Source organism: Embleya sp. L77, from assembly GCF_055557415.1.
Genome location: NZ_CM145710.1, coordinates 113,827 through 135,570 on the forward strand (window position 1 = coordinate 113,827; position 21,744 = coordinate 135,570).

Below are 21,744 nucleotides of genomic sequence, written 5' to 3' on the forward strand. Positions count from 1 at the left end.
CGCGCGCCGGGGCCCGCCGCCTTCACAACTGGAGCGACTGCAGTTCGTAGTACTCCTCCAATCCCGCGCGGCCGAATTCGCGGCCGCGTCCGGAGGACTTCACGCCGCCGAACGGGGCGGCGGTGTGGAAGCGTCCGCCGTTGACGTCGACCTGCCCGGTGCGCAGCCGAAGCGCCACGGCGGCGGCGCTCTCCCGGTCCGGACCCCACACCGCGCCGGAGAGACCGTACCGGGTGCCGTTGGCGATCCGCACGCCCTCCTCGACGTCGTCGTAGGGCGTGATGGCAAGAACGGGGCCGAAGACCTCCTCCTGCCCGAGTTCCGACCCCGGTGCGACGTCGGCGAACACGGTCGGGCGCACGAAGAACCCGCGCTCGAGGCCGTCCGGCGGGTGCGCGCCGCCGACGGTGAGTCGGGCGCCGTCGGCGGTGGCGCGCTCGATGAATCCCCGGACGCGGTCGCGCTGGGCGGCCGAGACCAGCGGTCCCTGCTTGGTGGCCGGGTCGGCCGGATCGCCGAGGGTGAAGCGGGCGGCGGTCGCGGTGGCAGCTTCCACCGCCTCGACGTAGAGCGAACGGTGCACCAGCAGCCGGGTCAGCGCGAGGCAGGTCTGGCCGGAGTTGAGGAAGCAACTGTTCACGGCCGCCCGGGCGGCCGTGACCGCGTCGGCGCCCGGAAGGACCAACGAGGCGGACTTGCCGCCGAGTTCGAGCTGCACACGCTTGAGCCCTGCCGCCGCGTTCACCGCCAGGCCGGCCGCCGTGGAACCGGTGAAGGAGACCATATCCACCCCCGGGTGACGCACCAGCGCGTCGCCGATCTCGGAGCCGAGGCCGGAAAGAAGATTGAACACCCCCGACGGGAAACCGGCCGCATCCACCGCCTCGGCGAGAAGGTGCGGGACCAGCGGGGCGACCTCGCTCGGTTTGAGTACGACGGTCGAGCCGCTCAGCAGCGCGGGTATCACCTTGGCCACGATCTGGAGCAGCGGATAGTTCCAGGGGGTGATGGCCGCGACCACGCCGACGGGACGGCGGTGCACGAGCGAGTTCGCGACCTTCCACGGCTCCTCGACACCCTCCGCCGCGGCGAGGAAGTCGTCCACGGCGCCGATCGCCAGCATCGTCTGCAACGGGTGGGCCATGCGTACCGGGGTGCCGACGTCCCGCACGACAGCCGCGGTCAACTCGTCGGCGCGGGCGGTGAGCGTGTCCCGCAGCGTCCGCACGAGGGCGATGCGCTCGGGTTGTGGGGTCGCCGCCCAGCTGTCGGCCGCGCGGCGGGCGGCCACTACGGCGGCGTCCGCGTCCTGTGCGGTGCCCCGGGGCACGTGGTCGTAGACCTGTTCGGTCGTCGGGTCGATCACGGGGACGGTGGCCGAGGACGAGGAGTCCCGGAAGCCTCCGTCGAGGTAGATGGTCGACGGCATGAAGGTTCTCCCGATGGTGAACGGATGCGACGGCTTGACGATTCTTCGGGTCAATGATCTATTCCATGTACATAGATAGCATGCGGCTCGTCCAGCATCGAGAGGCGGATCACCCACCATGTTCGAAGGACGCATCGCCCGGTTCGACGCTCCCGAGCAGCCATTCGAGATCCAGGAGGTCTCGCTCGCCGGACGTGGGATCCTCCCCGGCGAGATCCTCATCCGGGTCACCCGCGCCAACGTCTGCGGCAGCGACCTGCACGCCTGGCACGGCAACTTCAACACCCGCGGACTCGGCGGCAAACTCCCCACCGTCCTCGGGCACGAGATGGTCGGACGCGTCGCCGCCCTCGGCGAGGGCACCGGCCGCGACACCGACGGCAAACCCCTGGAACTCGGGACGCGCGTCGTCTTCCCGTACTTCTTCAGCTGCCACGTCTGCCGGTACTGCGTCTCCGGGCGCAGCGCCGGATGCACCCGGCTGCGCATGGCCATGCTCGCCGCGGCCGATGAACCGCCCTACTACGTCGGCGCGTTCGGCGACTACTTCGTCCTGCCGCCCGGCGCGCTGCTCTACACGGTGCCCGACACACTCTCCGACGAGGTCGTCTCCGGCGCCAACTGTGCGCTGTCGCAGGTGATGTACAGCCTCGACCGCGCACAACTCGCCTTCGGGGAGACCGTCGTCGTCCAGGGCGCCGGCGGCCTGGGCCTGTACGCCACGGCCCTGGCCAAGGCCCGCGGCGCCCGAAGCGTGATCGTGGTGGACGCCGTCGCCGACCGTCTCGAACTCGCCCGCGAGATGGGCGCCGACACCACCATCGACATCACCACCGAGACCGACGAACGTGCCCGGGTCAAGAAGATTCAGAGTCTCACCGACGGCGGCGCCGACATCGTGGTCGAACTCGTCGGATCACCGGCCGTCGTCGACGAGGGCATCCGCATGCTCGGCCGTTTCGGCCGCTATCTCAGCGTCGGCAACATCAGCGCCAGGCGCACCTACGAAGCGGACCCGTCCCGACTGACGATGACCAACAAGAGCGTCATCGGCGTCTCCCTGTACGAACCCTCCGCGCTCGGCAAGAGCCTGGCCTTCCTCGAAGCCGTCCACGACCGCCTGCCCAAGCGGTTCACCGAAAGCACCGTCTTTCCCCTGGACGCCATCAACGAAGCGTTCCGAGCCGCCGACCACCGCGACGTCGTCCGCGCCGCGATCGTGCCCTGAACACCGCCCACCGCCGGAACCCGCGTGATCGAACCCACGAACCCATTCCGAACCCGAGGACTCGATGAGCAGCCCGAACGAACTCGACTACTCCCTCACCGACCACATCGCCACCATCACCCTCGACCGCCCCCACCACAAGAACGCCTTCACGCTGGAGATGGTGGACGCCTGGGCCGACGCCCTTCGGCGGGCCGAGGCCGACCCAGAGGTCCGCGTGGTCCTCGTCACGGGCGCGGGAAACACGTTCTGCTCGGGGGTGGACCTGGACGCCTTCGCCGAACGCGAGCGCACCCCCCTCGCGGAGAAGCAACTCATGTCCCGCATCCACCAGGTCGCGTTCGCGGCGGAGGCGCTGACCAAGCCCTACCTCGCGGTCGTGGCCGGCGCGGCCGTGGGCGCGGGGATGGACATGGCGCTGATGGCCGACATCCGGATCGCCGGCGAATCGGCCCGCTTCTGCGAGGGCTACGTCCGCGTCGGCCTCGTACCCGGCGACGGCGGCTGCTGGTACCTGCCCCGCATCGTCGGCACCGCCACCGCCCTGCGCCTGCTGTGGACGGCCGACTTCGTGGACGCACCGGAGGCGCTCGCTCTCGGCCTGGTCAGCGCGGTCCATCCCGACGACCGACTCCAGGAGGCCGCAAGAGAGTTCGCCCTCAAACTCGCCGACCGCCCGCCGCTGGCCGTGCAACTGATCAAACGCGCCGTACGCGAGGGCGAACGCCAGGACCTGCGCACCGCGCTCGACCTGATCTCCTCGCACCAGGCCGTGATGACCTCGACGGCCGACTCCCACGAGGCGATGGAAGCGTTCCGCACCCGCCGCCCCGGCACCTACACGGGGAAGTGAGATGACCACCACCCGAGAACGTTCGACGACCGTCGTGACGAACGGCCGGCCGGTGACCGGCCCCGCCGTCGCGGACCTGCGCCGCCAGGTCCGCGACCTCACCACCCAATGGCGCAGCCAAGGCCGCTACACCCCGCGCAGCGACAACTGGATGCGCGGCTTCGACGCCGACTTCAGCCGCGAACTCGCCCGCGGCGGCCTGCTCGGCCTCGCCTGGCCCACCGAATACGGCGCGGGCCTCGGGCAGGTCGCCCGCCTCGCCGTCACCGAGGAACTCCTGCGCGCAGGCGCACCCGTCGCCGCGCACTGGATCGGCGAACGCCAGATAGGCCCCGCTCTCCTGCGCCACGGCAGCCCGGAGCTGCGCGCCGAGATCCTGCCCCTCATCGCATGTGCCGAGGCCGTCTTCTGCCTCGGCATGAGCGAACCCGACGCCGGATCCGACCTCGCCGCCGTCCGTACCACGGCCGAGGCGACGCCCGGCGGCTGGCGGATCAACGGACGCAAGATGTGGACGACCGGTGCCCACCACGCCACCCACGCGTACCTGCTCGCCCGCACCGCGCGCACTGAACGCAAACACCACGGCCTCACCGAGTTCATCGTCGACATGGACACACCCGGCATCGAGGTCACCCCGATCGTCGACCTCGCCGGTGAGCACCACTTCAACGAGATCAACTTCACCGACGTCCACGTCCCCGCCCATCGCGTGCTCGGCGCCGTCGGCGAGGGTTGGCGCCAGGTCGTGGAGCAACTCTCCTTCGAACGCGGTGGCCCCGAACGCATCCTGTCGACGTATCCGTTGCTGGCCTGGTGCGTGGAAGCCCTCGCGGGCGGCTCCACGCCTTCGGATGACCTGCACACCGACCTCGGCCGGCTCACCGCGCGCCTGGCCACACTGCGCCGACTGGCGCTCGACGTCGCCTGTCGGGTGGACGACGGCCACGCCCCGACGGTCGAAGCCGCCACGCTCAAATACCTCGGCAACGCGTTCGAGAACGACGTCGTCGCCTTCGCGCGCCGCGTCTACCACCGCGTCCCGGGCCCCGCGCTGCGGGCCGCGTTCGAGCAGGCGCTGCTCGCTTCGCCCGGTTTCACCATCCGAGGGGGCGCCGCCGATGTGCTGCTGTCCCTGATCGCCAGGCAGGAGACCCGCACATGACCGATGTCCATGCCGAACTGCGCGACCTCGTCGACGACATCACCGCCGACCCCCGCGACCCCGACCGGCTCTGGGACACCGTCGTCGAACTGGGCCTGCACACCATTGGCGTTCCCGAGGGCAACGGCGGATCCGGCGGCGACCTCGCCGACCTGGCCACGGTGGTACGGCGATTCGCCCACCGAGCGGCGTCCGTACCGGTCGCCGAACACGCCGTGGCCGCTTGGACGCTGACCCTCGCCGGCAAGCCGCTCCCCACCGGTGGGCCCCTCGTGGTCGTCCTCGCCGGCCGGCCCACGACCCGCGCCCCGCTCCCGGCCGTGCCCTGGGGCCGCCGCGCCGCAGGCCTGGTCGTGGTCGGCCCGGACGACGTTGTCCGGTACGCGGACCTCGCCGGACGGCGCGTCCAGGTGGAGGAGGGAACCAACCTGGCCGGTGAACCGCGCGACTCCGTCGACCTGGGCGATGTACCCCTCGCCGGCCTCGCCGGGGCGCCCGTCGCGGATGCGATCCGGGCCCGGGTCGCGCTGCTGCGCGCCGCCGCTCTGGCGGGAGCGTGTGCAGGGGCATACGAACTGACACGCACATACGTGGCGGAACGCCGACAGTTCGGGCGCCCCCTCATCGACGTGCCCGCCGTCGCCGCCTCCCTCGCGACCATCAAGGTCACCGGGCTCCAGGTCGACGCCGCCGTCGACCGCGCCGTGGACCTGCACGCCGGCACCGAGGACCCCCAGACCGTGCTTGCCGCCGCGGCGGTCGCCCGTGTCGTCGCCGCGTCGGCCGCCGACACCGTCACCCGGAACGCCCACCAACTCCACGGGGCGATGGGAGTCACCCGCGAGTACGCGCTCCACCCCCTCACCACCCGACTGTGGGCCTGGCGCGACGAGGACGGCGACGAGGAAACCTGGGCCCGACACCTGGGCGCCGACACGATCGCGGGCGGCGAGATCGACCTGTGGGAACGACTCACCGGCTGAACGCCCACCCCGCCGGCCACCCGACCGCACGCGAGGAGAACCACCCGTGCCCACCCGTTTCGGCATGACCATGCCCATGACCGCCCCGCTCACCGAACACCCCCGTATGGCAGCGGAGTTGGCCGCCGCCGGATACACCGACATCTGGAGCTGCGAGGTCGACGGACTCGACGCCTTCACCCCCTTGGCTCTCGCCGCCACCGGAGCACCCGACCTCCACCTCGGCACCGCGATCGTGTCCCCCTACACCCGCGGACCCGCGACGCTCGCGATGACCGCCGCCGCCATGGCCGAACTCGCACCCGGACGCTTCCACCTGGGCCTCGGCACCGCCTCCCGCCCGATCGTGCAGCAATGGAACGGCGTCCCCTTCGACCGGCCCTACCAACGCGTGTGCGACACCCTGCGATTCCTGCGCGAGGCGCTCACCGGGGCCCGGGTCGCCCGCGAGTACGAGACCTTCGCCATCGACGGTTTTCGCCTCGCGCGCCCACCCCGCGAGGCACCACCCCTCCTCCTCGCCGCGCTGCGTCCGGGCATGCTGCGCCTGGCCGGCACCGAGGCCGACGGCGCCATCATCAACTGGCTCTCCCCCGATGACGTCAAGCAGGTCGTCCCGTACGTGCACGACAGCGGTCCGGGCAAGGAAATCGTCGCGCGCATCTTCGTTTCCCCCTTCGACGACGCCGACCTCGCCCGGGCCACGTTTCGCCGCATGATCACCTCCTACCTCAACGTCCCCGGCTACGCCGCGTTCCACCGGTGGCTCGGCCGCACCGAGGCGCTCGAACCCATGTGGCGGGCCTGGGCCGCGGGCGATCGCCACGGAGCCCTCGCCGCGGTGCCCGACGAGGTGGTGGACGAACTGCTGGTGCACGGCCCACCGGAGCATTGCCGGCGCCGGATCCGGGAGTACGTCGACAACGGCGTCACCGTCCCGGTCGTCATGCTCGTCGACCCGCGCCCCAACGCCGACCCGCTGGCCGCAGCCCTGTCCCTGGCCCCGCGAGGCACCACCGGCGACTGACGCGACCCGGGTACACAAGGCGGCCGAGGCTGCTCGCCGTCGCGCAGTCGTCCGGCGCGGCCCTGGGCACCACCGTCACAACGGCGGTGCCGTCCGCACACACCTTCCGCATGACGCCGCAGTCGACCACCGCGCAGGGCACGGTCACCACCGACATCCCCCAGCTGTACACCGGCTCCGGCCGGCTCACGGGCTTGTGCGCGCCGGCCGCTGCGGCACTCCCGGCCGTGGTCATGCGCACGGGCCGCAACCCCGGCGACCGGGGGCGCGGAACTCAAAGTTCATTGACCGGGGATCCGCCGCGCAACGACCGCCCGGCTCCGACGGCCATGTGGCGCAGTTCTCCGAAACGGGTTGCCCAGTGAATTTCGATAGCCAGGTACACAAATTTGAGACCCCGACAGTCCGGTGTTCGGCGGGTGGCTCTGGACAGTTGTCGCCTGGGTGGGCATCATTTGCTCGCTGGACAGAGTGTCTATTGAACATCCTCATTGGTCAGCCAGCGGGATGATTCCCGGCTCCGGCCGACCGCGATCGAGGCACCACGCTCCCGGAGGCCCCCATGCCCACGCCCACCGTCGAAGCCGCGTATCCGCGCCCCCGCGCCGCGGCTCTCCCCCTGCCCCGGACCGATCGGGCCGAGGTCCGACGGCAGTTGGAGCAGGCCGACCCACGCATCGTGTTGATGTCGTTGATCCAGCTCACCCGCGACGCGGGGCTCCTGGAGGAGCTGGCCCCGGCCGTCGCGCCGACGACAGGCGAGGCCGAGAAGGCCGGCCTTGCGGCCCGTGCCCGTGACCTGCTCGCCGAGGCGCTGACTCGTCCCGCGTCACCGGGCGCCGACCAGCCCCTGCCCGACGAGCTGTTCCAGCGCATGGCCTCCGTCTGCGTCGGCGAGCCGGTCGACGCGGAGTTCCTTCCGCTGCTGCGCGAGCAGGGCGGCTTCAGCGCCCGGGAGGCCGTCCCCGCCGAGGTCCGCGCGACCCCGCCGAACGACTTCCACGTGGTGATCATCGGCGCGGGGCTCAGCGGCATGTGCGCGGCCATCAAGCTCGCCGAGGCCGGCTACAGCTACCGCGTCTACGACCGCAACGCGGACGTCGGCGGAACGTGGCTGGCCAACCGCTATCCGGGGATCGGGGTGGACACCCCCAGCCACTTCTACTCCTTCTCCTTCGAGATCAACCCCGACTGGCCGGAGTACTACTCGAACGGCCGGGTGGTGTGGGACTACCTGCGCACCTGCGCCGACGCCCACGGCCTGCGCGAGAACACCACCTTTGACACCGAGGTCACCGGCGCCCGCTACGACGAGACCACCCGCCGCTGGACCGTCACCAGCCGCGGACCGGACGGTGTCGAGCACACGGAGCGGGCCGACGCCGTCATCAGTGCCATCGGGTTCTTCCAGGCCCCGATGCACCCCAACTTCCCCGGCCTGGACAAGTTCGCGGGTCCGGTGATCCACACCGCCGCCTGGGATCCCGACGTCGACCTCACCGGCAAGCGCGTCGCCCTGATCGGCACCGGCGCCAGCGCCATGCAGCTCGGCCCCGCTGTCGTGGACCGGGTCCGGGAACTGACCGTCTTCCAGCGTCAGCCCTCGTGGATCATGCCGCGCCGGGCCGACAGCCTCGTCGTCCCCGCCGGCGCCCGCTGGGCCATGCGGCACGTCCCCTTCTACGCCGAGTGGTTCCGCACTCTCACCTACTGGATCACCGCCGACGGCAACTACCCCCGCGTGGTCGTGGACCCCGACTGGACCATGACCGAATCGGTGTCCAAGGCCAATGAGGACGCCCGTCAGTGGCTTCTCGCCTACGCCCGCGAGGAACTCGACGGACGCCCCGACCTGCTCGAGAAGGCCGTCCCGACCTACCCGCCGTTCGGCAAGCGCATCCTGCGCGACTGCGACTGGTACCGCATGCTGCGCCGCGACCACGTCCGCCTGGAGACCGCCCCGATCACCCACGCCACCACCGAGGGCCTGGCCACCGCCGACGGCGAGGTCGTCGAGGTCGACGTCGTCGTCCTGGCCACCGGATACCACCTCCTGCCCATGCTCGACGGCATCGACATCACCGGACGCGACGGCATCACCCTGCGCGACGTCTGGGGCGAGGAGGACCCACGGGCCCTACGCGGGGTCACCGTGCCGGGGTTCCCCAACTTCTTCGTCATCGGCGGCCCCAACTCCGGCCCCAACCACGGCGCCGGCGTCAACATCATCACCGAGACACAGGTCAACTACATCCTCGGCTGCCTGGGACTCATGCACGCCCGCGGCGCCACCGCCATCGAACCCACCGAACAGGCCCACGACGCCTACAACGAGACCGTCGACCGAGCCCTGGACGGCCTCGTCTGGAGCCACCCCTCCGTCCGCGGCTACTACCGCAACAGCTCCGGGCGCGTGGTCGTCTCCAACCCCTGGCGCCTGGTCGACTACTGGTGGATGACACGCGCGCCGCAGGAAGACGAATACATCCTGAGCTGACCCACCTGCCCAGGCCGCCCGCGCCCGTCAGGGCCCCCTTCCCGGGCCGGGGCGCCGTCCGGCTCACGCCGCCACCTCGCGGCGGCGCGTCGCGCCGCACGACGACGCAGCCTCCGAGACCCGAAGCATCCTCGACCGGAGCACTCCCATGACCATCGAGCGCCCCCTGCCCACCGACGTAACGCGGGCGCGACGCCACGGCATCGCCGACCTCCTCGCCCGAAGCGCCGCCCGAAACCCGCGCAAGACCGCGATCGTCGCAGGCGATCTGCGCCGGACATACGCCGAACTCGACGCCCAGGTGCGCTGCACCGCGGGCGCCCTCGCCCGCCGCGGCATCACCAAGGGCGACCGGGTGGTCGTCCTGTCCCGCAACAGCCACGGTTTCGTCGTGGCCTACTTCGCCCTCGCCCGCCTGGGCGCCGTCTCGGTACCGGTGAACTTCATGCTCACCCCCGCAGAGGTCGCCTACGTGCTCGAACACTCCGGGGCCGTCGGCATGATCGCCGGCGAGGACCTGCTGGACACCGCACGCGAGGCGCTGCGGCGCGGTGCGCCAGTCGCCCCGCTGCGTGTGCTCATCGGCGACACGGACCACGACGGTTGGATCCAGCTGGACGACCTCGGCAGGGAGGAGGGCGAAGAGCACGAGGTGCGGATCGACGACGACGATCCCGTGCAGATCATGTACACCTCGGGAACCGAGTCGCGGCCCAAGGGCGCGGTGATGACCACGCGCAACCTGATGGCGCAGTACTCGAGTGTGATCGTCGACGGCGGCATGTCCCGCGACGACGTCGAGTTGCACGCGTTGCCGTTCTACCACTGTGCGCAGTTGCACTGCTTCCTCACGCCGAACGTCCACCTCGGTGCGACCTCGATCGTCCTGCCGGGGCCGGAGCCGGGCCGGGTGTTGGAGACGATCGAGCGCGAGCGCGTGACCAAGTTCTTCGCCCCTCCCACGGTATGGATCTCCCTGCTGCGCCACCCCGACTTCGCCGGCCGGGACCTGTCCTCGCTGCGCAAGGGCTACTACGGGGCGGCCGCCATGCCGGTGGAGGTGCTGGCCGAACTCGGTCGTCGGCTGCCGGAGTTGGGGTTGTACAACTTCTACGGCCAAACCGAGATGTCGCCGATGGCGACCGTGCTGGGCCCGGCCGACCAACGGCGCAAGGCCGGTTCCGCGGGGCGTCCGGGCCTCAACGTCGAGACCCGCGTCGTCGACGAGGACGACAACCCCGTGCCGGCCGGACGGGTGGGCGAGATCGTCCACCGCGGCCCGCACACCATGCACGGGTACTGGAACGACCCCGAACGCACCGCCGAGGCGTTTCGGGGCGGCTGGTTCCACAGCGGTGACCTGGGCCGCTTCGACGAGGACGGTTACCTGTACGTCGTCGACCGCAAGAAGGACATGGTCAACACCGGCGGCGAGAACGTCTCCGGCCGCGAGGTCGAGGAGGTCCTGCACGCGCATCCCGACGTGGTCGAGGCCGCCGTCTTCGGCGTGCCGCACCCGTACTGGGTCGAGGCGGTGGCCGCGGCCGTCGTGCTGCGTCCGGGCGCCGCCGCCACCGGCGCGGAATTGATCGAACACTGCGCGGCGGCTCTGGCCGGATTCAAGGTTCCGAAAACCGTCGTCCTGGCACAGTCGTTGCCCAAGAATCCCAGCGGCAAGATCCTCAAACGAGATCTTCGGGAGCTCTACGCCGATCCGACGCTCTCCGGCGACGGCCTTTCGCATTGACGCCGCCGATCACCCATCCACCGGCCGCGCCGTCGTCCGCACCATTCGGTGGCACGCGTAGGCCCCCGCACGTCCACGAGGTAGGTCATGACTTTCGATCCGAACGACTATCCCCTGCTTCCCCCCGAGCTCGCGGCGGTCATGGTCGGCGTTCCCATGATGCCGCCCGTCACCCCTGACAACGTCCAAGCGATCCGCGAACACGCCAGAGTCGCTTCCGCCCGCCAACCCAGGTCCGAGGTCCATCGAGTCGAGGACCGCACTCTGCCCGGCCCGGACGGGGCCATCCCGGTGCGCGTGTACGCCCCCTCCCCCGCGCCGTCGTTGCCCGTCCTGGTGTTCGGCCACGGCGGCGGATGGTGCATGTGCGACGTCGACACCCACGACGCGCTGTGTCGGGAGATCGCCAAGCGGGCGGAGGTGCTCGTCGTCTCCGTCGACTACCGCCTGGCGCCGGAAAACCCGTTCCCCGCCGGGCTGGAGGACTTCTACGCGGCCGCGTCGTGGGTCACCGAGCACGCCGGCGACATCGGCGGCGACCCCACACGCGTGGCTGTTGGCGGGGACAGCGCCGGTGCAAACCTGGCCACCGTCACCTGCCTGGCGGCCCGCGACCGCGGCGGCCCGAGCTTCCGCTACCAGATGCTGGCATATCCCGGCCTGGACGTGGTCTCGCGGCGCCCGAGTTGGACCGAGATGGCCCACGCCCCCATGGTGAGCTCGGAAACCGGCCGTTCGATGTGGGCGGCGTACACGGCCGGGCACGACCCCCGCGACCCGTACCTGTCGCCGGTGCACGCGAGCGACCTGTCCGGCCTGCCCCCGGCCATCATCGTCGCCCCCGGCTACGACCACGGACGCGACGACTTCGCGGCCTACGCCACCGCACTGGAAAACGCCGGCGTCGACGTGGACTTCCGCCCCTACCCCGGCATGCTGCACGGCTTCCTGTCCTACTTCGCCACCGTCCCGGCCTGCTCCCAGGCACTCGACGACGTATGTGCGGCCCTGCACAAAGCACTCTCCACAGATTGACATCACCTCGCCCCCGGTCGCGCGAAACCACACGGCTTCGCGCGACCGGGGGCGAACGCTCAGGAGGCGGTGTCGAGTTGCCGAACGAACGCGTCGATCCGGGCGGCGACGTGGTCGATCATCTCGTCGGTGAGGCCGTGGTTGCAGGAGATCAGCATCCCGTACTCCATCACCTGGTCCGCGCCCGGGAGACCGTCGGCGGGCTGCCGGAAGGTCGCGTTCTTCATGAAGGGCTGGCGGGCGGCGTTGCCGGTCCACACGACGCGGGTGTCGATGCCGTGGCGCTCCAGATACTGCTGGAGGTCGCTGCGGCCGAACCCGGCGTCGGGCTTGACCAGGAAGCAGTACGACAACCACGCCGTGTTCAGCTCCTCGGTCTGGCGAGGCGGCGTGAAGTGCTTCGGGTGGCGGCGCAGCACCTCGGAGAAGCGGGTGAAGTTGTGTTGCCGGCGTTCGTAGTTGCGGTCGAGCTTCTTGACCTGCTGGACGCCGAAGGCCGCGCACAGTTCGGTGGGCAGGAAGTTCCAGCCGGCCTCGTCGAAGATGAACATGTTGTCGTAGCTGATGCCGTCCAGGTCGGTCCAGAAGTCCCGCGATCCGGCCTTGGAGCCGAAGAGTTGTGCCTCCGAGCGGCGGCCCCAGCCGCGCAGGGTCAGGCAGCGGTCGCGCAGGGCGTCGTCGTCGAGCATGACCATGCCGCCGGTGCCGGCGGCGGTGATGATGTGCGACAGCGAGAAGCTGGTGACCGAGATGTCGGAGCGGGCGCCGGTGGGCGTGCCGCGCAGGGTGGCGCCCACGGCGTCGCAGGAGTCCTCGATGACCTTGAGGTCGTGTCGGTCGGCGATGGCGCGGATGGCGTCCCAGTCGGGTGCGTTGCCGGCGAGGTTGGGCACGAGGATGGCGCGGGTCCGCTCGCCGATCATCGGCTCGATCTTGGTGACGTCGATCTGGAAGGTGTCGGGTTCGACGTCCACGAAGACCGGCACCATCCCGGCGCGCAGCAGGCACGACAGGTCGGTGGAGAAGGTCAGCGGCGAGGTGATCACCTCGGAGCCGACCGGCAGGTCGAGGATCTCCAGGGCCAGGAACAGCGCGGCGGAACCGGAACTGACCATCACCCCGTGGCGCTTGCCGAACAGGTCGGCCACGCGGCGTTCCATCTCGGCGACGTTGGGGCCGATCCGCAGGCCGTTCTGACCCTGCGTCAGAACCGCCATCACGGCGTCGACTTCGTCCTGGTCGTAGACGGCGCTCGCATAGACGACGCGCTGTTGCTCACTCATGGGGTGTCCTTCTGGTGGTGGGTGGGGGTTCAGTGGAAGGTCATCGGAGCGGCGGGGCGCGGTGCCGCGGGCGGACCGGCGAGGAGTCCGCCGTCGACGGTGAAGTCGGCGCCGGTGGCGTAGGAGGCGCCGGGCGAGGCGAGGAACGCGGCCATGTGGGCGATCTCGTCGGGTTCACCGGCGCGGCCCAACGGCAAGCGCGCGAACCGGGTGTCCTGTTCGGCGCCGCTGCGGTCGCCCGGCAGCATCGCGGTGTGGATGGCGCCGGGCACGATGGCGTTGACCCGGATTCCGGCCTCGCCGAGCTCTGCCGCAGCGGTGCGGGTCAGGCCGCGCAGTCCCCACTTGGACGCGGAGTACGCGGATGCCCACGCCTGCGCCTGTACGCCGCTGACCGAGGCGATGTTGATGATCGATCCGCCGCCTGCCTCGCGCATGTGCGGGGCCACGGCGCGGATGCCGAGGAAGGGGCCGAGCAGGTTGACGTCGAGGATGCGCCGGAAGTCGGCGGCCGTCTCGTCCTCGATGGCGATGATCCGCATCGCGGCCGCGTTGTTGACGAGTACGTCGATGCGGCCGAAGCGGGACACGGTCTCTTCGACCGCCGCCGCCCAGGCCCGCTCGTCCGAGACGTCGAGCGTGACGAACGCGGCGTTGTCCCCCAACTCCTTCGCGAGCGCGGCGCCTTGCTCGGCTTGGACGTCGGCGAGCATGACCGACGCGCCGCAGGCGACGAACAGGCGTGCCTCGGCTGCTCCCTGCCCCTGCGCGGCGCCGGTGACGAGCGCGACCTTTCCTGCGAGGTCGTACATGGTGGATCCCTTCGAGTGGCGAGGCGGCCCCGGCCCGCACGGCCGGAGCAGCTAGGGCGTGCGGGGAAGGTGCCATTGGAGTTCGATGTGTTGCCCGAGGGTGACCAGGCCGCACGCCACGATGTCGGTGCGCACGAACGCCTGGACCATCGTGTCGGTCGCGGCGTCGGGATCGCCGGGGCGGAACACCGCCACGACCTCGACCCGGCCCGCGAGTTCGCCGTCCTCGCGACCGGCCGCGTCGATGCGTGCCAGGGCGGTGTCCAGTGCCTCCTCGGACGGCAGGCGCAGCCCGAAGTGGTAGGTGTACTGGGGCTTGGCCCGCATGTGCGCGTCCCAGGCCGACCGTGCCCGGGCGAACGGCCCGTCGGTGGCCGCCACGTCCAGTTGACACTCGAAGGCCCACTGCTCCGGGGTCACCTCGGACGCGTACAGGATGTTGCTCAGGTAGTCGGTCACCTCGGGTTCGACGAAGGCACTGAAGAAGTGTCCACCCCGATCCAGGACCCGACACCCCAGCAGTTCGAGCAGCCGCTGAGCCTGCGCGCGCTCTCCGGGTCGGTGCAGCAGTTCCAGGTGGGTGATCCGCCGCGAGGCGGGATTGTCGTCGGGTGCGGCCATACCGAAACTCCTCGTCCGCATGGGCGTTGACGCCGCCGAAATCTGAGGGCCCGTCAGTTCACATCATAGCTATCATGGTTATGATGACGTTCACAAGATGAGGCCCCACTCGCCGATTGGTTTCGTGTAGACGTTACACATAAGTTGGTGGCGCCCTCGTCGCCTCGGGCCTTCTGCCTTCATCCAAGGAGCCTTCGTGCACTACGCAAACCTCGGTCGAACCGGCCTCAAGGTCTCGACCCTCGGGCTCGGCTGCAACAACTTCGGCATGCGCATCGATCAGGCGGCGGCCTCACAGGTGGTCGACGCCGCCCTGGACTGCGGCATCACGCTGTTCGACACCGCCGACATCTACGCCAAGGGACTGTCCGAGGAAATCCTCGGGAAGGCCCTCGGTGGCCGTCGCGACGACGTGGTGATCGCCACGAAATTCGGCGGCCCCGTCGCCCCCGGCCCGTACGGTGGCGGGTCGTCCCGGCGTCACGTGATCCGCGCTTGCGAGGCCAGCCTGCGCCGTCTGGCCACCGACCACATCGACCTGTACTACCAGCACTACCCCGATCCGCAGACGCCGGTCGAGGAGACCCTGGCGGCCCTGGACGACCTGGTGCGCGCCGGCAAGATCCGTTACGCCGCTGCCTCCAACCTCGCGGCCTGGCAACTGGCCGACGCCGTGCACACCGCGCGGGCCCGCCACACGGTCGGCTTCGCCGCGATCCAGGTGGAGTGGAACCTGCTCTCCCGTGCGGTGGAAAGCGAATCGATACCCGCGGCCGCGCACTTCGGGATCGGAGTCATCCCCTACTTCCCCCTGGCCTCGGGACTGCTCACCGGCAAGTACCGACAGGACAGGGACTTTCCCGAGGGATCACGGTTGGCGACGCTGCCCTACTTCGCCTCGATCGCCACCGACGCGAACTTCGCCGTCGTCGAGCGGCTGCGGGACCTGGCCGAGAGGACCGGGCGCAGTATGACCGGCCTGGCCCTGTCCTGGCTGGCCGCCCAGCCGACGGTTCCGTCCGTACTGGTCGGCGCCACCTCGGCGGAGCAGGTCGCTGCCAACGCCGCCGCGCTGGAGGACCTGCCCGCCGAACTCTTCGCGGACATCGCGGAGGCAGCCGGCGGCCACCGGGCGTAGGTCGAGTGTCGGCTCCGCGCACGAGGCCGCGTCACGGCACCGGCCGCTTGGCCGGCGAGATGTCGACGGACCGGGCTCGGTCGGGTCGTCGGCATCCTCGCGTCGGCTCCGGGAACTCCCGTTCAGCGCCGATTCTCGGCAGGACCGACTCGTCTCGAACGCGTCGGGCCGGCGGCGCGGACAGCCCCCGAGGGCAGCGCGCCTCCGGCCCGATCTCGGCTGCCCCGAAGGACGCCCGTGCGTTCGTCGCCGGTCCTGGGCCGGAACGCTCAGGGCGCGGCCGGCCCGGACCGCACCGGGTACACCGCGTACTCCTGCAGCGGATAGGCGTGCGCGCTCTCGAGATGGCGCACCGCGTACCGGTAGGCCAAGGTCTCGTCGCCGTCGGCGATCAGGTCGATCAGGCGCTGGTGTTCACGGATGCCCAACAGGCGCGCGTCCGGCCCCACCTCGCTCGCCGAGCCCTCGGCCCACAGTTGCTCCTGGCGTACCCAGAGCGTCTCGACCATGCCCAGCAGGATCTGCATCGTGCGGTTCCCGCACGAGGCCACGATCGCCTCGTAGAACTCGCGGCTCGCCCGGATGTACGCGAGGCCGTCCTCGACGGTCGGCGCCATCCGCGCGTGGATCTCACGCAACCGCGGCACCACGGCCTCCATCCTGTCCTCCCGCTGCGCGCACAACGCCACGCACACCGGCTCCAGCCGCCGCAACGCCCGGGCCAGGTCCTCCAGGGTCACCCGTCGGGCGTGCATGACCATGCCGAACATGTGCGCCGCGTCCTCGGGCGTGGGCCGATGCACCACCGAACCACCCATGTTTCCGCGGCGGACGGTGAGCAGCCCCTCGGTCTCCAGGATGCGAATGGCCTGGCGCAGCGTCGTACGGCCCACGTCGAACTCCGCCATCAACTCGTCCTGCTTGGGCAGCACGTCGCCGTCGGCCAGCTCGCCCTCCAGGATGCGGTGCCGCAACGCGTCGGCGACGACCTCGGCAATGGCCGTGTAGCGCACCGGCTCCACCACCTCGCGCGGCTCCGCCTTGATCGCACCCGAACTCTTCGCCATGGCGTCGATCTTAGCTATGTAAGGGGCTCGCAGCGGCACGTTCCCGAGCTCCTTCGCAAGAAGTGCTGGCTCAATGCTGCTTAACATAGCTATGTTAGATATGTTCAAGTCGACGACGCGAAAGGGAACCCTCATGCCTGTCGACCGCTACACGGTCATCTCGTCCGACTGCCATGCCGGCGCGGATCTGCTGGACTACCGCCCATACCTGGCCTCCACGCACCACGAGGCGTTCGATCGGTGGGCCGCGACGCTGGTGAATCCGTTCGAATCCGAACACCTGCTCAGCAAGGCCCAGGACTGCAACTGGGACAGCGCCGTCCGCGACGCCGACCTGATGTCGCAGGGCATCGTGGCCGAGGTGATCTACCCCAACACCGTGCCGCCGTTCTTCCCGCAGACCCAGTTCTTCGTCCCTCCGCCGCCCGCGACCGCCACCGAGTACGAACAACGCTGGGCCGGGCTCCAGGCCCACAACCGGTGGGTGGCCGACTTCTGCGCCGCGACTCCCGGCCGCCGGGCCGGCGTCGCACAGATCATGCTCAACAACGTCGACGACGCGGTCCGCGAGGTCGGCTGGACCAAGGAAGTGGGTCTGTTGGGCGGCATCCTGGTACCGGGTGTGCCGCCGGGTTCCGCGTTGGCGCCGTTGTTCGACCCGGTATACGACCCGATCTGGCAGGCGTGCCAGGACGAGGGCGTCGTCGTCAACCTGCACAGCGGTGGCGGCGTCCCCGCCTACCCTCACGACCCGCGCGGGCTGGCCGTCCTCCTCTCGGAGATCACCTGGTTCTCCAACCGCGTCCTCGGACACCTCGTCTTCGGCGGCGTCTTCGAACGCTTCCCCGACCTGCGGGTCGTCTTCACCGAGCAGGGCTCCGCCTGGGTGCCTCGCGAACTGGCCAAACTCGACCAGTTCGTACGCACGATGCCGCTCGACGGCACCGCGCAGCACTTCTTCGGATCGGACATGGCCGCCGGGCTCACCCTTCTGCCCAGCGAGTACTTCGCGCGGAACTGCTGGATCGGCGCGAGCCCGCTGCGTCAGACGGACGCGGCGATGCGCGAGACGATCGGCGTCGACCGGCTGATGTGGGGCTCCGACTATCCGCACGCGGAGGGGTCCTTCCCATACACCCACGAATCACTGCGCCTGACCTTCGAAGGCGTACCCGAGGCCGAGGCCCGGGAGATGCTGGCGGGCAACGCGGCCCGCGTGTACGGATTCGACCTCGCGCGCCTGGACGAACTCGCCGCACGGGTCGGCCCCTTGGTTACCGATGTCGCGGTTCCCCTGGACGGTGCCGAGGTACGAGCCGACGCCCTGGGCTCGGTGTTCATCGACCACTACGGAGCCGAGCACCCGGCGCTCGCCGCACGCTGACGACGCCGGCTCGACACCGAACCGGGGCGGGCCACGTCGGTCGCCACGCGTACCCCGCCCCGGCTCCTCAACCGCTTCGAGGATCCGATGCGCTACAGCTTCAACACCTTCAACCACTCGACGTATTACGGGCTCGCGCCCTCCCTCCCGCAGCAGATCGCCGCCGCCGCGTCCGCCGGCTACGACCGCATCGGGCTCGATGTCCTCTCCGTCCTCGCGCACGAACGCGACGGCCTGACCCCGCACGACCTCGCCGCGCACCTGGAGCAGCACGACCTGCCCTGCCACGAACTGGTCTCGCTGTCGATCTCCGCCGACGAGGCGAGCACGCTGCGCAGCCTGGAACAGGTGCTCCGCCTGTCGAGGGTGCTGCGCCCGGCGCAGGTCCTGTGCGTGGTCACCGGTGAGATCGACGACGACGTGGTGGCGAACACCGCCGCTTGCGCCCGGTCGCTGGCCGAAGAACGGATCGGCCTGTCCCTGGAATTCCTGCCCACCCGGCACGTCGACTCCATCCCCGAGGCCCTGCGCCTGCTGGATCGAGTCGCCCACCCGAACCTGCGCCTGGTCGTGGAGAGTTGGCACTTCTTCCGCGGACCGAGCAGGTGGGAGGACCTGGCCGCTGTGCCGCTGGATCGCGTCGGCTTCGTGCAGTTCGCGGACGCGCCCGAGCCGATCTCCGACGACACGCACCACGAGTCCATGCACCGACGGGTCCTGCCGGGTGAAGGCGTCCTGGATCTCGGCCGATTCTGCGCGACGCTCGTCGCGAAGGGGTACGACGGCGTGGTCAGCGTGGAACTCCTCTCCGAGGCGTGGCGCACCGCCGACCTCCACGAGTTCGCCGCCGCCACCCTCGCCTCGTCACGCTCGGCGTGGGAATCGGCGGTGACGCGCTTCGGGTAGGCGCGGGCGAGGTTCCCCGCACAGCACAACCGTGGTGAGTCCGTAGTCAGGAAAGCAGAAGCAGAGGAAGCGCGCATGTCAGCCGTACAGACAAACCCCGATACCGGAATATCCCCGAGCAGCGGCCCGGGCACGTTCGACGTCGTCGTGATCGGTGCGGGTTCGGCCGGGTGCGTCCTGGCCGCCCGGTTGTCGGAGCGGGCGGAGCGTTCGGTCCTGCTGGTCGAGGCCGGCCCCGACCACCGCCCCGACGCGCTGCCCGACGAACTGCGGCACCTGTCGCGGCCGGTGGCCTGGCCGTACAACTGGGGCGACAAGGTCGCCTCGGCCGGCGGACGCACGCTCAACTACGCGCGCGGGCGCGGCGTCGGGGGCTCGTCGGCGACCAACGGCGCGGTGGCGATGCGCCCGGAGCCGGAGGACTTCGCGGCGTGGCCGGCGGGGATGCGCTGGGAGCGCATGCTGCCGTACCTCAACCGCATCGAGCACGACCTGGACTTCGGCGGCGAGCCCCACCACGGGGATCGCGGGCCGATCCCGATCCTGCGGCATCCGGAGGCGGACTGGACGCCGTTGCAACGCGGCTTCGTGGACGGATGCGTGGCCGCGGGGCTGCCGTTCTGCCCCGACCACAGCCGCCCCGGGACGACGGGCGTGGGCCCGATCCCGATGAACCGGCGCGGCACGGAACGGGTGTCGAACACCGTCGCCTACCTCGACGCCGCCCGCGGACGGCCGAACCTGACCGTACGCGGCGACGCCCACGTACGCCGCATCCTGCTCGACGGCGGCCGAGCGACCGGCATCGAACTGGCCGACGGCGAACGGGTGTACGCGGGCCGCGTCGTGTTGTCCGCCGGCGTCGTGCAGAACCCCCTGCTGCTGTGGCGCTCCGGCGTGGGACCGGCGGCCGGCATCGCCGCCCTCGGCCTCGCACCGGTCCACGAACTACCCGCCGTGGGACGCAATCTGACCGACCACATGGTCGTGTCGTACCGGGCGGCGGTCCGTCCCGACGCGGTGCCCGACGGCGGACCCACGCTCCAGACCATCGCGCGCACCACGGCCCGTCCGGGTGGGGGACGCACGCACGACCTCCAACTCACCCCCGTCGCACGGCGCAATCCGGACGGCACGCGCGAGATCGAGATCAGCGTCGCCCTGCAACTGCCCAACGGCTCCGGATCGGTCGTCCCCACCGGCGCCGCGCCCGACGACCCGGCACTGATCTCCTGGCCGTTCACCACCGACCGCGACAACCTGGAGCGGCTGGCGATCGGCGTGCGCATGGCCGCCCGCATCGTGGCTGCCTCCGGCCTCGCGCTCGACCCGGGCTCCGCCCGAACCGTGCTGAACATGCCTGACGACGTCCTGTGCGCGTCGTTCGTCGAATCGCACTACGCGTTCTACCACGGCGTCGGCACCTGCCGCATCGGCACCGACCCGACGTCGAGCGTCGTCGACACGAACCTGAGCGTGCACGGGCTGAACGGCCTGCACATCGTGGACGCCTCGGTCGTACCAACCGTGCCGCGCGCCAATACCCACCTGCTCGCAACCGCGTTGGGCGAGCTGGGCGCGGAACTGATCGCCGCAGCCGAGTAGGGCGCGTCATGCGCGTGACGCCGCCCCGTTCCCGGCGCCGCGCCGACATCACATCGCCCGGCGCTGTCGATCAGTGCCGGTCGGCTTCGAGCGTGTTGCGCCAGACGGTGGTCAGCGTGTCGAGGATGGCGGAGCGTTCCCGGCTCCACCGGCCCGCCATCCACGAGGGCATGAACGTCTCCAACTGCGTGATCAACAGGTAGGCACGCCGCCTGGCCTCCGGCTTGGAGAAGTGCGCCCAACGCTCGGCCGGCCGGGTGAGCAGGGCGACGAACTCCTTGACGTGCTCCTGGTGCTGGTCGCGCAACGCGTGCGGCAACTGCTCGGCGAAGATGTTCAGCGCCTGCCGATTCTCCTCGCCCCGCGTGACGTAGGTGTTCAACCAGGCCCGGATGCTCGCGTGCGACCAGTCGGGCAGCGCGCCGAACGCAGCGAACATCGCGGCCGTGTCCGTCCAGATCCGGTCGGCCAACTCCGCGACGATGTCGCCCTTGCCGGTGAAGTGCAGGTAGAACGTGGCCCGGGCGGCCCCCGCCTCGGCGACGATGTCGTCGACGGTGGTCGCCTCGTAACCCTTCGTCTCGAACAGCCCGGCCGCGGCGGCGATCAGCCGTTGCCGGGTATACCGCTTCTGCTGGGCACGAAGGTCCGGGGCTGCGGAGCGGCCTGCGGAATCGGAGGATCGGCGCGTGGGGGCGGGCATGCGGTCAGCATACCGATCAGGCCGGACACCCGGCGCAGATCCATCCACTCACTGGGCAGCCCGTCTGCCACCGTTCGCTGCATTCTCGACCTCCCGAACGGGGAGCACGCCCCGCCCGCCCACCGGTTGCGACGGTGGGGCTCCGGACGGCGGGAGAGTGAGCCGTCGGAATTTCGATCGGCAATCCGTTGCGCTCGTTACACGCTCAGGGTCGACTCCGAAGCCTGCTCGCTTCGCGGCTCGATTCCGCCCGCGGGACGC

18 protein-coding genes are annotated in these 21,744 nt (G+C 70.5%); 12 read left to right on the forward strand and 6 right to left on the reverse strand.

From position 1 onward, the window contains the following. Window positions 1–22: 22 nt before the first annotated feature. Window positions 23–1,429 carry an aldehyde dehydrogenase family protein gene (locus ACZOOI_RS30320; RefSeq protein ID WP_465282765.1) on the reverse strand — a complete coding sequence of 469 codons (1,407 nt, stop codon included), beginning with the start codon at window positions 1,427–1,429 and terminating at the stop codon, window positions 23–25. A 118-nt stretch (window positions 1,430–1,547) separates the two neighbouring features. Between ACZOOI_RS30320 and ACZOOI_RS30325 the strand changes: the two genes are divergently transcribed. The 8 genes from ACZOOI_RS30325 (at window position 1,548) to ACZOOI_RS30360 (ending at window position 11,964) form a co-directional block, all read left to right on the forward strand. Further along, window positions 1,548–2,657, forward strand: a complete 1,110-nt coding sequence (locus ACZOOI_RS30325; RefSeq protein WP_465282766.1) for a zinc-binding dehydrogenase — start codon at window positions 1,548–1,550, stop codon at window positions 2,655–2,657. Window positions 2,658–2,721: 64 nt separating this feature from the next. Next, the gene (locus ACZOOI_RS30330; RefSeq protein WP_465282767.1) at window positions 2,722–3,510 is read left to right on the forward strand and encodes an enoyl-CoA hydratase/isomerase family protein; all 789 of its coding nucleotides are present in this window, start codon (window positions 2,722–2,724) and stop codon (window positions 3,508–3,510) included. A gap of 1 nt (window position 3,511) precedes the next feature. Beyond that, window positions 3,512–4,675, forward strand: coding sequence for an acyl-CoA dehydrogenase family protein (locus ACZOOI_RS30335; RefSeq protein WP_465282768.1), 1,164 nt, complete (start codon window positions 3,512–3,514; stop codon window positions 4,673–4,675). Next, entirely contained in the window at window positions 4,672–5,658 is a 987-nt protein-coding gene (locus tag ACZOOI_RS30340) for an acyl-CoA dehydrogenase family protein (protein WP_465282769.1), read from the forward strand. The genes ACZOOI_RS30335 and ACZOOI_RS30340 overlap by 4 nt, the downstream gene beginning before the upstream one ends. Before the next feature lie 46 nt (window positions 5,659–5,704). After that, window positions 5,705–6,685: an LLM class F420-dependent oxidoreductase gene (locus ACZOOI_RS30345; RefSeq protein ID WP_465282770.1), complete on the forward strand. Its 981-nt coding sequence runs from the start codon at window positions 5,705–5,707 to the stop codon at window positions 6,683–6,685. Between the two features lie 562 nt (window positions 6,686–7,247). Continuing rightward, on the forward strand, window positions 7,248–9,182 hold the full coding sequence (locus ACZOOI_RS30350) for a flavin-containing monooxygenase (RefSeq protein WP_465282771.1): 1,935 nt from the start codon (window positions 7,248–7,250) through the stop codon (window positions 9,180–9,182). A gap of 148 nt (window positions 9,183–9,330) precedes the next feature. After that, window positions 9,331–10,929 (forward strand): fatty acyl-CoA synthetase, encoded by a 1,599-nt coding sequence (locus tag ACZOOI_RS30355; protein ID WP_465282772.1) that lies wholly within the window; start codon window positions 9,331–9,333, stop codon window positions 10,927–10,929. An 87-nt stretch (window positions 10,930–11,016) separates the two neighbouring features. Beyond that, entirely contained in the window at window positions 11,017–11,964 is a 948-nt protein-coding gene (locus tag ACZOOI_RS30360; protein ID WP_465282773.1) for an alpha/beta hydrolase, read from the forward strand. A 59-nt stretch (window positions 11,965–12,023) separates the two neighbouring features. Here the strand turns inward: ACZOOI_RS30360 and ACZOOI_RS30365 are convergent, their stop codons facing one another. Genes ACZOOI_RS30365 through ACZOOI_RS30375 form a run of 3 tightly spaced genes read right to left on the reverse strand, consistent with a single transcriptional unit; the run spans window position 12,024 to window position 14,680 of the window. Continuing rightward, on the reverse strand, window positions 12,024–13,247 hold the full coding sequence (locus tag ACZOOI_RS30365) for a DegT/DnrJ/EryC1/StrS family aminotransferase (protein WP_465282774.1): 1,224 nt from the start codon (window positions 13,245–13,247) through the stop codon (window positions 12,024–12,026). Between the two features lie 29 nt (window positions 13,248–13,276). Further along, window positions 13,277–14,059 carry an SDR family NAD(P)-dependent oxidoreductase gene (locus ACZOOI_RS30370; protein WP_465282775.1) on the reverse strand — a complete coding sequence of 261 codons (783 nt, stop codon included), beginning with the start codon at window positions 14,057–14,059 and terminating at the stop codon, window positions 13,277–13,279. Window positions 14,060–14,110: 51 nt separating this feature from the next. Next, window positions 14,111–14,680 (reverse strand): hypothetical protein, encoded by a 570-nt coding sequence (locus ACZOOI_RS30375; RefSeq protein WP_465282776.1) that lies wholly within the window; start codon window positions 14,678–14,680, stop codon window positions 14,111–14,113. A gap of 196 nt (window positions 14,681–14,876) precedes the next feature. Between ACZOOI_RS30375 and ACZOOI_RS30380 the strand changes: the two genes are divergently transcribed. Then, complete coding sequence (locus ACZOOI_RS30380) at window positions 14,877–15,818, forward strand: aldo/keto reductase (RefSeq protein WP_465282777.1); 942 nt, start codon at window positions 14,877–14,879, stop codon at window positions 15,816–15,818. A gap of 269 nt (window positions 15,819–16,087) precedes the next feature. Here ACZOOI_RS30380 and ACZOOI_RS30385 read toward each other — a convergent pair whose 3' ends face one another. Further along, on the reverse strand, window positions 16,088–16,885 hold the full coding sequence (locus tag ACZOOI_RS30385) for a FadR/GntR family transcriptional regulator (protein WP_465282778.1): 798 nt from the start codon (window positions 16,883–16,885) through the stop codon (window positions 16,088–16,090). 133 nt (window positions 16,886–17,018) lie between these two features. Between ACZOOI_RS30385 and ACZOOI_RS30390 the strand changes: the two genes are divergently transcribed. From ACZOOI_RS30390 to ACZOOI_RS30400, 3 genes are all read left to right on the forward strand, one after another. Further along, on the forward strand, window positions 17,019–18,269 hold the full coding sequence (locus tag ACZOOI_RS30390) for an amidohydrolase family protein (protein WP_465282779.1): 1,251 nt from the start codon (window positions 17,019–17,021) through the stop codon (window positions 18,267–18,269). 87 nt (window positions 18,270–18,356) lie between these two features. Then, window positions 18,357–19,175: a sugar phosphate isomerase/epimerase family protein gene (locus tag ACZOOI_RS30395; protein ID WP_465282780.1), complete on the forward strand. Its 819-nt coding sequence runs from the start codon at window positions 18,357–18,359 to the stop codon at window positions 19,173–19,175. A gap of 75 nt (window positions 19,176–19,250) precedes the next feature. Beyond that, complete coding sequence (locus tag ACZOOI_RS30400) at window positions 19,251–20,780, forward strand: GMC family oxidoreductase (protein ID WP_465282781.1); 1,530 nt, start codon at window positions 19,251–19,253, stop codon at window positions 20,778–20,780. Between the two features lie 70 nt (window positions 20,781–20,850). Here the strand turns inward: ACZOOI_RS30400 and ACZOOI_RS30405 are convergent, their stop codons facing one another. Beyond that, a complete protein-coding gene (locus ACZOOI_RS30405; RefSeq protein WP_465282782.1) occupies window positions 20,851–21,483 on the reverse strand; it encodes a TetR/AcrR family transcriptional regulator in 633 nt (210 codons plus the stop codon). Between the last annotated feature and the right edge of the window lie 261 nt (window positions 21,484–21,744).